At 68.1% G+C, this 9284-nt stretch carries 6 protein-coding genes; 5 read left to right on the forward strand and 1 reads right to left on the reverse strand.

The genetic code is table 11. The features are described from left to right. Positions 1–290 precede the first annotated feature (290 nt). Positions 291–2396: an ABC transporter ATP-binding protein/permease gene (locus ROR02_RS15215; protein WP_147164896.1), complete on the forward strand. Its 2106-nt coding sequence runs from the start codon at positions 291–293 to the stop codon at positions 2394–2396. Between the two features lie 35 nt (positions 2397–2431). Here the strand turns inward: ROR02_RS15215 and ROR02_RS15220 are convergent, their stop codons facing one another. After that, positions 2432–3778, reverse strand: coding sequence for a GH1 family beta-glucosidase (locus ROR02_RS15220; protein ID WP_147164897.1), 1347 nt, complete (start codon positions 3776–3778; stop codon positions 2432–2434). Between the two features lie 307 nt (positions 3779–4085). Between ROR02_RS15220 and ROR02_RS15225 the strand changes: the two genes are divergently transcribed. The 4 genes from ROR02_RS15225 to ROR02_RS15240 form a co-directional block, all read left to right on the forward strand. After that, a complete protein-coding gene (locus tag ROR02_RS15225; RefSeq protein ID WP_246135584.1) occupies positions 4086–6113 on the forward strand; it encodes a methyl-accepting chemotaxis protein in 2028 nt (675 codons plus the stop codon). A gap of 24 nt (positions 6114–6137) precedes the next feature. Beyond that, complete coding sequence (gene cheB / locus ROR02_RS15230; RefSeq protein WP_147164899.1) at positions 6138–7208, forward strand: chemotaxis-specific protein-glutamate methyltransferase CheB; 1071 nt, start codon at positions 6138–6140, stop codon at positions 7206–7208. Then, complete coding sequence (locus ROR02_RS17470; protein ID WP_147164900.1) at positions 7199–8803, forward strand: CheR family methyltransferase; 1605 nt, start codon at positions 7199–7201, stop codon at positions 8801–8803. The genes cheB and ROR02_RS17470 overlap by 10 nt, the downstream gene beginning before the upstream one ends. Beyond that, positions 8793–9284, forward strand: a 492-nt coding sequence (locus tag ROR02_RS15240) for an Hpt domain-containing protein (protein ID WP_174823041.1), incomplete at its 3' end; no start/stop codon positions are given. The genes ROR02_RS17470 and ROR02_RS15240, both read left to right, overlap by 11 nt.

A 9284-nucleotide genomic window follows, 5' to 3' on the forward strand; every position in this document is an offset into this window, starting at 1 on the left:
GGGGTCTCCGGGGCATCGCCCCGGCGGGGTTCGGGCGCGAGCCCGACGGGCGCACCGCGCCCGAAAACCCAAAAGCGCGCCAAAGCGCCCGAAAAACCCCATCAAGCCCTGCCTTGCAAAAATCTCCACCCGGTCCAATGTGTTGTTTCCGGCCCCGCTGGAGCGGACGGGGACGGTTCCTGATCCGAGGGTTTGTTTTTCCTGGTTGGCGAAACCCCGGAGGGAATGCTTAATCGAGCCGACAGTCATGGGCCGCCATCCCGACGCCGGCCCTGGAGCACGAGGCCCCGATGCGCACCGCTCGTTCCGCGCCCGCCCAGCGTCCTTCTTCGTTCCTGCGCCGCTTCCGACGCCTGGCCGGCGGGTATTGGCTCAAGGATTCGGTGGACTCCACGGATTTCAAGCATCAGCCTCGCCGGCACTGGATCGCCCGGGCCCTGACGGCGGTGCTGGTTGTTCTGACCATCGCCCAGGTTTTCATCCCGATCAGCATCAACGCCTGGAGCGCCGATCTGTTCAACGCCCTGGAGCAGCGCGCCCACGATCGCCTGCCCTCGTTGATCGGGTCACTGGCGTTGATCTTGCTTTTCACCATGACGGTCAATGCGTCGCACCTGTGGATCAAGCGACGTATCTTGCTGGACTGGCGCCAGTGGTTGACCAAGCGGGTTCTGCGCCGCTGGATGGCCGACGGACGCCAGTATCAGATCAACCACCTGCCCGGAGACAGCGACAACCCGGACGGACGCATCGCCGAGGACATCCGGATCAGCACCGAGGCCGCCGTTGATCTGACCCACTCCCTGTTTTACTGCCTTCTGCTCCTGATCAGCTTCACCCATATCCTGTGGTCTCTTTCCGGGCCGCTGGAAATCACCGTGGATGGGATGAACCTTTCGATTCCCGGCCACATGGTCTGGATTGCCCTGGCCTACGCCGCCGCCGGCACCACGGCCGCCTTGCTGCTGGGACGCCCGCTGGTTTCCGCCGTCAACCGCCGTCAGACGTGCGAAGCCGATTTCCGCTTCAATCTGGTGCAAGCCCGCGAGAACGCCGAAACCATTGCGCTCCTCAAGGGCGAACCCGATGAACGCGGCCGCTTGTACCGCCTGTTCCAGGACATCGCCGCCTCGTGGAACCGGCAGACCACGGCGTTGCGCAACATTATTTTGTTCACGTCGGGCTATTCCACCTTGTCCACGGCGTTTCCCGTGCTCGTCACCGCGCCCCGCTACATTGCCGGCGCCATTTCGCTGGGCACCTTGATGCAGACCGCCCAGGCCTTTCAGCAGATGAGCGCGGCCCTTTCCTGGCCGATCGACAACCTCGCCCGCGTGGCGGAATGGCGCGCCTCGGTCGAACGCGTGCTGGCCTTGCTCGACGCCCTGGATACGGCCGACCACGCGACCAAGGCGCCCAACGGGCAGGGCATCACGGTGCGGCGTGGCGACGAGTCCGCCTTGTCTTTCCACGATCTCACCGTCAGAAGACCGGACGGAGCCCTTTTGCTGCGGGACATCGAGGCCACCATTCAGCAAGGCGAAAGAGTGTTGATCTCGGGGGATTCGGTGGCGGCCTTGCGGTTGTTCAAGGTCGTGGCCGGCCTGTGGCCATGGGGGTCGGGGGAGGTCGTGTTACCGCGGGACTCCCGCCCCTTCTTCTTGCCCCGTCGCCCCTATCTGCTGGCCACCGTCGGCCAGACCCTGGCCTATCCCCATGCGCCCGAGCATTTCGGGCCGATCAAAATGGCCGAGGCCCTGACCCGCGCCAACCTGGATTCCCTTCTTCCGATTTTGGATGTCCCGCGCGCCCTGGACCGCGTGCTCAGCGCCTCCGAACAAAAGCGCCTGGGATTTGCGCGCCTGTTCTTGCACCGCCTTGACTGGCTGTTCATTCACGAAGCCACCGATGCCCTTGATCGCGCGGACGAACAGCACATGCTCGACCAGATCAAGGAGTTGTTACCCCACGCCACCCTTCTCACCGTGGGCGCCCATCGGATTTTGGAGCAATACCATCACCGCCGTTTTCTTTTGCTTCCCGATTCAGACGGTGTTTTCACCGTGCAGGAGGAGCCCATCCGCTGGCCCTACCCGCACGACACCCTGCCCGCCTGGACCTCGGAGCACGCCGAGGAAGCCCCCCGGCCCGTGCCCTCCCCTCCTGGCGGTGTGCCCGCGACCCGGGATCTGGCCCGCCACGGGTATGGCCTCGGCCCCAACGCCTGCAGCTTCGAAATCCAGCATCAGGGACTGGCTCCCCATGGCCGGATCTTCAATGCCCTGGGCCTGGGTCCCGAGGAAACCACCGGCGACGAGATCTCCCCCCCGACCCCACAGCCCGGCCCGCCCGTGCGCCCCAACCGCCGCCCCGGCCGCCGCCCCCGGCGCCACTAGGGTTTGTCAGCTTCAGATAGAAACGGGGGCGAGCGTTATTGCCCCCGCCGGGCCTGGATCAAGGCGCGGTACCAGTCGAACGACGCCTTGGGCGTGCGCTTCAAGGTTTTGAAGTCCACGTGCACCAGGCCGAAGCGCTGGCCATAGCCACTCCCCCATTCGAAGGTATCGAGGAGCGACCACACGAAATAGCCGCGCACGTCGGCACCGGCCGCCATGGCCTCCTTCATCGCCTCGGTGTACAGCGTGAGGTAGGCGATCCGGTGGGGATCGTTCACCGCCCCCGTCGGATCCGGGGCATCGCTGCCCCCGCCGCATCCATTTTCGGTGATGAACACGGGCAGGCGGTAGCGCCGGGTCAGCTCGACCAGCTCGTCGCGGAAAACCTCGGGGAAGACCGCCCAGCCGATTTCCGGACGCACGCGGGTTTCGGGGGCGTCGCCCCAGGCATAGCCCCACGTCCAACCGGGATCGGCGCGCGCGAAAATCGGGCCGTAGTGATTGAGGCCGAAGAAATCGAGGGGCTGGCAGATCCGCGCCATGTCGCCGGCGCGCACGTAGGGTTCGATCAGGCGCGCGGTGCGGGGCGGATAGAAGCCCAGGATCTGGGGATCCGGGAACACATCGTTCCAGTGTTCCGACAGCAAGGCGGCGGCTTCCTGGTTTTCCTCCCGCTCGCCCTCGGGGAACACCCGCTGGCGGTTGTGCACGGCGCCGATCCGCGCCCCGGGCACCAGGGCGCGCAGCCCCTGCACCGCGAGGCCGTGGGCCAGGTTCACGTGATGGATGGCCTTCAGGTGCGCCTCGCGGTCGGTGATGCCCGGCGCCGCCCAATCGATGGCGAATCCGAACATGGTGAACACGCTGAACTCATTGAAGGTCAGCCAGTGCCCGACCCGATCCCCCAGCCGGCGCGCGACCAGCGTGGTGTAATCGGCGAACCAGCCGGCACAGTCGCGGTTGGTCCAGCCGCCCAGGTCCTGCAGGGCCTGGGGCAGATCCCAGTGATACAGGCACAGCCAGGGCGTGATCCCCCCTTCCAGCAGGGCATCCACCAGCCGGTCGTAGAAATCAAGGCCGGCCGGGTTGGGCCCGCCCCGCCCCCGGGGCAGCACCCGGGGCCAGGACACGGAAAAGCGGTAGGCATCCACCCCCAGGGCCTTCATCAGGGCCACGTCCTCGGGCCAGCGATGGTAGTGGTCACAGGCCACGTCGGCGGTATCGCCCGCCGCCACCTTGCCCTGGATCAGGCAGCGCCGGTCCCAGATGCTGGGGCCGCGCCCGTCGGCTTGCGTCGCGCCTTCGATCTGAAAGGCGGAGGTTGAAACGCCCCAAACGAAATCGGCGGGCCAGGGGGGGCTGGTCTTGGCGGCTGGGGTCATGTGGTCCCCTCCTTTCAAGAGGAGAGCCCGCCGCCTGGACCGGAACCAGGGCAGGGGCCGGGTTCGGGAGTCGAGTGTACTCCCGTTGCGAGGCACCCGGCCACTGTCGAGAGGGCTGCTCCCCGCCAACCGCGATTCGGGTTTGACGCGCCCGTTCCCCCAGGGAAACCCCGGGGATGGGGCCAACGGCACGTTTCCGAAACGAGGCTCTTTTGTGTCGGGCCGTTCTGGTCGTTGACGGGCTAAACCGAAGGGATTAATTCCCAAAACATACAGGGGAATGACGGGGGGCGGGATGTATAGCAAAATGCGCGTCTGGGCCAAGATCATGGTCGCCATGGGGGCCACCGTTGCCCTGGTCACCGTGGTTCTGACCGTTCTCAGCTTGCATGCGCTCGACCGGATGATCGCCCAGGCCGAGCGGACCGAGCTGGAAGGGCACATGCGGACCATTACCCAGGCGATTGCCCTGGAAGCCCGCCAGGGCGAGGCCATGAGCGCCCTGGTCGCCACCCTGCCCGATGTCCAGGAGCATTTCGCCGCCCGCGATCGCGATGCCCTGGCCCGGCAGTTCCTGCCCGTTTACGATGTCCTGGCCAAGGGCTACGACGTCGAGCAGTTCCAGTTCCATACCCCGCCCGCGACCTCGTTCTTGCGTTTGCACAAACCCGAGAAGTACGGCGACGACCTGTCGAGCTTCCGCCATACCGTGGTGATCGCCAACCAGACCCACCAGCCGACCCGGGGCCTGGAAGTCGGGGTGGCGGGCCTGGGGCTGCGGGCGGTCATGCCCGTGTTCAGCCACGGCACCGCCTTGGGAACGGTTGAGTTCGGCCTGTCGTTTGGCCAGGCCTTCTTCGATCACTTCAAGGCGATGAACGGGGCCGACGTGGCCCTTTACCTGCTCGACAAGGACAAGATCACGCCGTTTGGCAGGACCTACGACGGCGCCCCGATCATGCCCGAGGACATGTTGCGCGCGGCCCTGGCCGGGACTCCGCAATTTTATCATTCGGCGATGGTCGGACGGCAGAAAGGGGAAACCGGCATCGTGACCGCGCCCCGGGCCGCCTACGCCCGGGTGATTCCCGACTACGCCGGGGACCCGCTGGGCGTGATCGAGATTTCCATGGACCGCTCGGCCTATCAGGCAACCTTCGACGCGGCCCGCAACACCGCGCTTCTGGTGGGCGCGGCCACCTTGCTGGTGGGACTGATGCTGTCGCTGCTGACGGCGCGGGGGCTGACCCGGCGGATCAGTCTGCTGATCGAGGGCGTGGGCGCCGTGGCGCGCGGCGATCTGGCCAACGAAATTCCCGAATGCGGCGCCGACGAACTGGGCGATCTGGCGCGCGCGGCCCGCGACATGCGCCATCAGTTGCATGATCTGGCCCAGGAGGTGCGCACCCACACGGGCACCGTGGACCTGGCCGCCCGCGACATCGCGGGAGCGATCGAGGGACAGGCGGCAACCTCCAGCCAGATGTCGGCCTCGGTCGCCGAGATCACCTCGACCATGGAAGAGCTTTCCGCGTCGTCGACCCAGATCGCCGAGCATTCGAAGTCGGTGGTGGAGATCGCCAACACCACCTATGAAAGCGCCAAGAAGGGATCGGAGGCGATGGCCCTGGTCCTGGGCAAGATGGACGACATCGAAAGCGACAACCAGAACTCGCTGCGCGAGATCCTGGACCTGGGCAACAAGTCCAAGGAAATCAGCCGCGTGATGGAAATCATCAACGCGGTTGCCGACCAGACCAAGCTGATTGCCTTCAACGCCGCCCTGGAAGCCGCGAGCGCCGGTGACGCCGGCCGGCGCTTCGGAGTGGTGGCGGCGGAAATTCGCCGGCTGGCCGACAGCGTGACCGACTCAACGGGCGAAATCGAAACCAAGATCGGCCTGATCCAAGATTCCATCAGCCGCCTGGTCATCACGTCCGAGAAAGGCGCCTCGACCATCCTGGCCGGACGCGAGGCCACCACCCACACCGCCGAGCGCATGGCCGACCTGGTCGAGGCGGCCCGCCAGACCAGCAGCGCCGCGCAACAGATTTCCCTGTCCACCCAGCAGCAGCGCACGGCCAGCACCCAGGTGGTGATTGCCCTGAGGGAAATCGTCGCGGCCAGCAGCCACACCGCCCAGTCGCTGGCCCGCGTTTCCGAAATCAGCCGCGAAATGGCCCACCTGTCGGCCGACCTCGGCACCTTGGTCAACCGCTTCCGCCTGAGCACGGCGACCAGCGGGGAAACGACCGGCATCCCACCGGCTCCCGCCACCCCCGCGATGCCGGAGGGGACCTCGCCCTCCCTGCCCTCTCCCCCCGCGCGGCCCTGATCCCTGGCCTGGAGGCTTCTTGCCATGACCACGCGCATCCGGGTTCTTGTGGTTGACGACAGCGGCCTCGCCCGCTCCTTGCTGCGGGCCGTGCTTGAAGCCGATGGCGGGTTCGACGTTGTTGGCGAGGCCCGTCACGGCCGCGAGGCCGTGGCCCTGGTTCACGACCTGCGCCCCGATCTGGTGACCATGGACCTGGATATGCCGGTCATGGGCGGGCTGGACGCGATCGAGGAGATCATGACCAGCCGGGCCGTGCCCATTTTGGTGGTCAGCAACGTGGCCGACGCCCAGAACGCCTACGCGGCGGTTTCGCGCGGCGCCGTGGACGTTGTTGCCAAGCCGGCCCTGGGCACCCGCGAGCAGCAGGAGTTCTTGGCCAAGGCCCGCCTGGTGTCGGGCGTGCGGGTCATCACCCATGTGCGGGCCTTGCGCCTGCCGGCGGCCTCGCGGCCCGGCCCGCCGCCCGCGAGGAGCGGCGGGGCCCCCGCCGCCCTGGCCGTCCCATCCCCGGGCCGACGGGGGGGAGCGTTCGCCATTGCCTCGTCCACCGGCGGGCCGCAGGCCCTCGCCCGCCTGCTCGGCGACCTGCCACGCGATTTTCCCGAACCGGTGCTGATCGCCCAGCACATCGCCGATGGCTTCGCGCCGGGCATGGCCGAATGGCTGGCCACGCTCAGCACCCTGCCGGTGCGCATGGGCCAGGAAGGCGAGGCCCTGACACCCGGGACGGTGTACATCGCGCCCTCGGAAGTCCACCTGACCGTGACAAGGGGCCGCCGTCTGGCCTGGCAGGAGCGCACCCCCAAGGACCTTTACCGCCCCAGTTGCGACCGGCTCCTGGAAAGCGCCGCCGTGGCGTTCGGGCGGGCCTGCGTGGGTATCATTCTCACCGGCATGGGCAGCGATGGGGCGAAGGGACTGGCCGCCATCCGCGCGGCCGGCGGCGAGACCATCGCCCAGGATGAAGCGTCGTCGGTGATTTTCGGCATGAACCGGGTGGCGATCGAGCAAGGGGCCGTGGGCCACGTCCTGCCCCTGGAAGGCATCGCCGGGGCCATGGTCCGGCTGGCGGGAGGGTGTCCATGCCCGTGACGCCGGCCGCCGTCGAGTGCTTTCCCTTCAAGGACCTGATCCACGGCCGGTGCGGGCTGACCTGCGACGGCCTGGGCGAAGCCCCCCTGCTGCAGGCCATCGACCGGCGCATGAACACCTTGAACGTGCGGGATGTGGGTCTTTATTATACTCGCGTGTTGCTGGACGACGACGAATTCGGGGCCCTGGTCAGCCTGCTGACCATCAACGAAACCTATTTTTTTCGCGAACCCGAGCATTTCGAGCTGTTGACCCGGCGCCTCATGCCCCGCTTCCTGGCCCGACGCCTGGACCAGGGGCCGGTGCGCCTGCTCAGCGCCGGATGCTCGACCGGCGAGGAGCCCTATTCCCTGGCCATCGCCCTTAGCGAGGCTTTTGGCCCCGCGGGCGTCGGGCGGCTGGCCCGCATCACCGGCGCCGACATCGACCGCGCCGCCCTGGAGCGGGCCCGGGCCGGACGCTACGGGGCTTTTTCGTTCCGCTCGCTCGATGCCCGACGCCGCCAGGGCTGGTTCACGCCGTTGTCCTCGGGCGGGGGCGAGCTGGCGCCGGAAATCCGCGCCCTGGTCACCTTCGAGCCCCTCAACCTGCTGGACCCGGTGCCCGAGGAACCCGACGAACGGTTCGAGATCATCTTCTGCCGCAATGTCTCCATCTATTTCGATGAAGCGACCCGCCGTCACATCCAGGCCAACCTGCGCCGCCGCCTCGCCGACGACGGCGTTCTGATCGTGGGCGCCTCGGAAACCCTGGCCAATGATCTGGGCCTGTTCCACATGGTCGAGGAAGACGGCCTGTTTTATTTCTCGGGGACGCCGGAACCGCTTTCGCCGCCGTCCTCGGGCCCGGCCATCTTGTCCGCGCCCCCTTCCCTTGCCGCTGCCAGGCCGCCGGTGACACGCCCCACGCCGCCAGCCCCAAGGACTCCCGCGCGCGCCGCCGCCGTGCCCTTGGCGCCCCCCTCCTCCTCCTTGGCGCCCCCCTCCTCCTTGGCGCCCCCCTCCCCGGTCCCCGCCGCGTCCAGGACGCCCGCCCCGCCCCCCCAGGCCCCCGGGGTTGACCTGGACACGGTCCGCGTCCTGCTGCGCGACAAGCGTGCCGCCGAAGCCCACGCCGTGCTGCGCGACGCCTTGTCGCGCGCCCCCGGCAACAACGCCTTGCGCCTGCTCGACGCCTTTGTCTTGCTTCACCTGCGCCAGCACGACGACGCCGAGACCCTGGCCCAGGCGGTGCTGGAAGGCGATTCCTGGTCGACGGAGGCGTGCTTGATCCTGGGGTTCGTGGCCCGCGCGCGCGGCGCGTCAGACGAGGCGCTGCGGTGGTTCAAACAGGCGGTGTATGCCCGCCATGACTGCTGGGTGGGGCATTACTACGTGGCCGAATCCTATCGGGGAACCGGGGCCCTGGAGCCGGCGCGCCGCGCCTACCGGCTTGCCTTGCGCCAGGTGGAGGCCCACCCCGATCCCGATGGGGGGGTGCGCCTGCCGCTGGATCTGCCCGTGCGCGAAATCCGCTTCCTGTGTCAGCGGCATGGGGGGCAGGCCCCCGGCCCGCTTCTTTCCCCGATCAGCGGCGGGCCGGGCCATGGCGCTTGATATCAGCCGCTTCACCGGCCGGTTCGTCGAGGAAGCCCGCGACCATTTGTCGCGACTGGACGACGGACTGGCCCACTTGGTGGCTGATCCCGGCGACACCGAATCCCTGAACGCCTTGTTCCGCTCGGCCCATACCATCAAGGGCTCGTCGCGGATGCTGCGCCTGGCCGCGATCACCGAAACCGCCCACAAGATGGAAGACCTGCTGGGCGCCCTGCGCGAGGGCACCTTGGCCCTTGACGGCCCCTTGGAGCGCGTGTTGCGCCGGGGGCTGGATGCCCTGGCCGCCCTCGTTGATGCCCTCGCCGACGGTCGCCCCCCTGGCGAGGCCGACCCGGCCTTGCTGGAGGCCCTGGCGCACCCGCTCAAGGCACCGGTCGCGAGCGACCCCACGCCCCCGGCCGCCCCCGGCCCCGCCGCCGAAGCGGGCCCCGCCGCCCGGGCGGCCGCGCCGGAGGAGGAAGCCGCCCCTCCCTCTCCC

It is taken from the genome of Pararhodospirillum oryzae (assembly GCF_007992075.1).
Taxonomy (GTDB): domain Bacteria; phylum Pseudomonadota; class Alphaproteobacteria; order Rhodospirillales; family Rhodospirillaceae; genus Pararhodospirillum; species Pararhodospirillum oryzae.

Coding starts and splice junctions, on each gene's coding strand:
- ROR02_RS15215 (WP_147164896.1), top strand. CDS start 291: ATGCGCACCGCTCGTTCCGCGCCCGCCCAGCGTCCTTCTTCGTTCCTG.
- ROR02_RS15220 (WP_147164897.1), bottom strand. CDS start 3,778: ATGACCCCAGCCGCCAAGACCAGCCCCCCCTGGCCCGCCGATTTCGTT.
- ROR02_RS15225 (WP_246135584.1), top strand. CDS start 4,086: ATGCGCGTCTGGGCCAAGATCATGGTCGCCATGGGGGCCACCGTTGCC.
- cheB (WP_147164899.1), top strand. CDS start 6,138: ATGACCACGCGCATCCGGGTTCTTGTGGTTGACGACAGCGGCCTCGCC.
- ROR02_RS17470 (WP_147164900.1), top strand. CDS start 7,199: ATGCCCGTGACGCCGGCCGCCGTCGAGTGCTTTCCCTTCAAGGACCTG.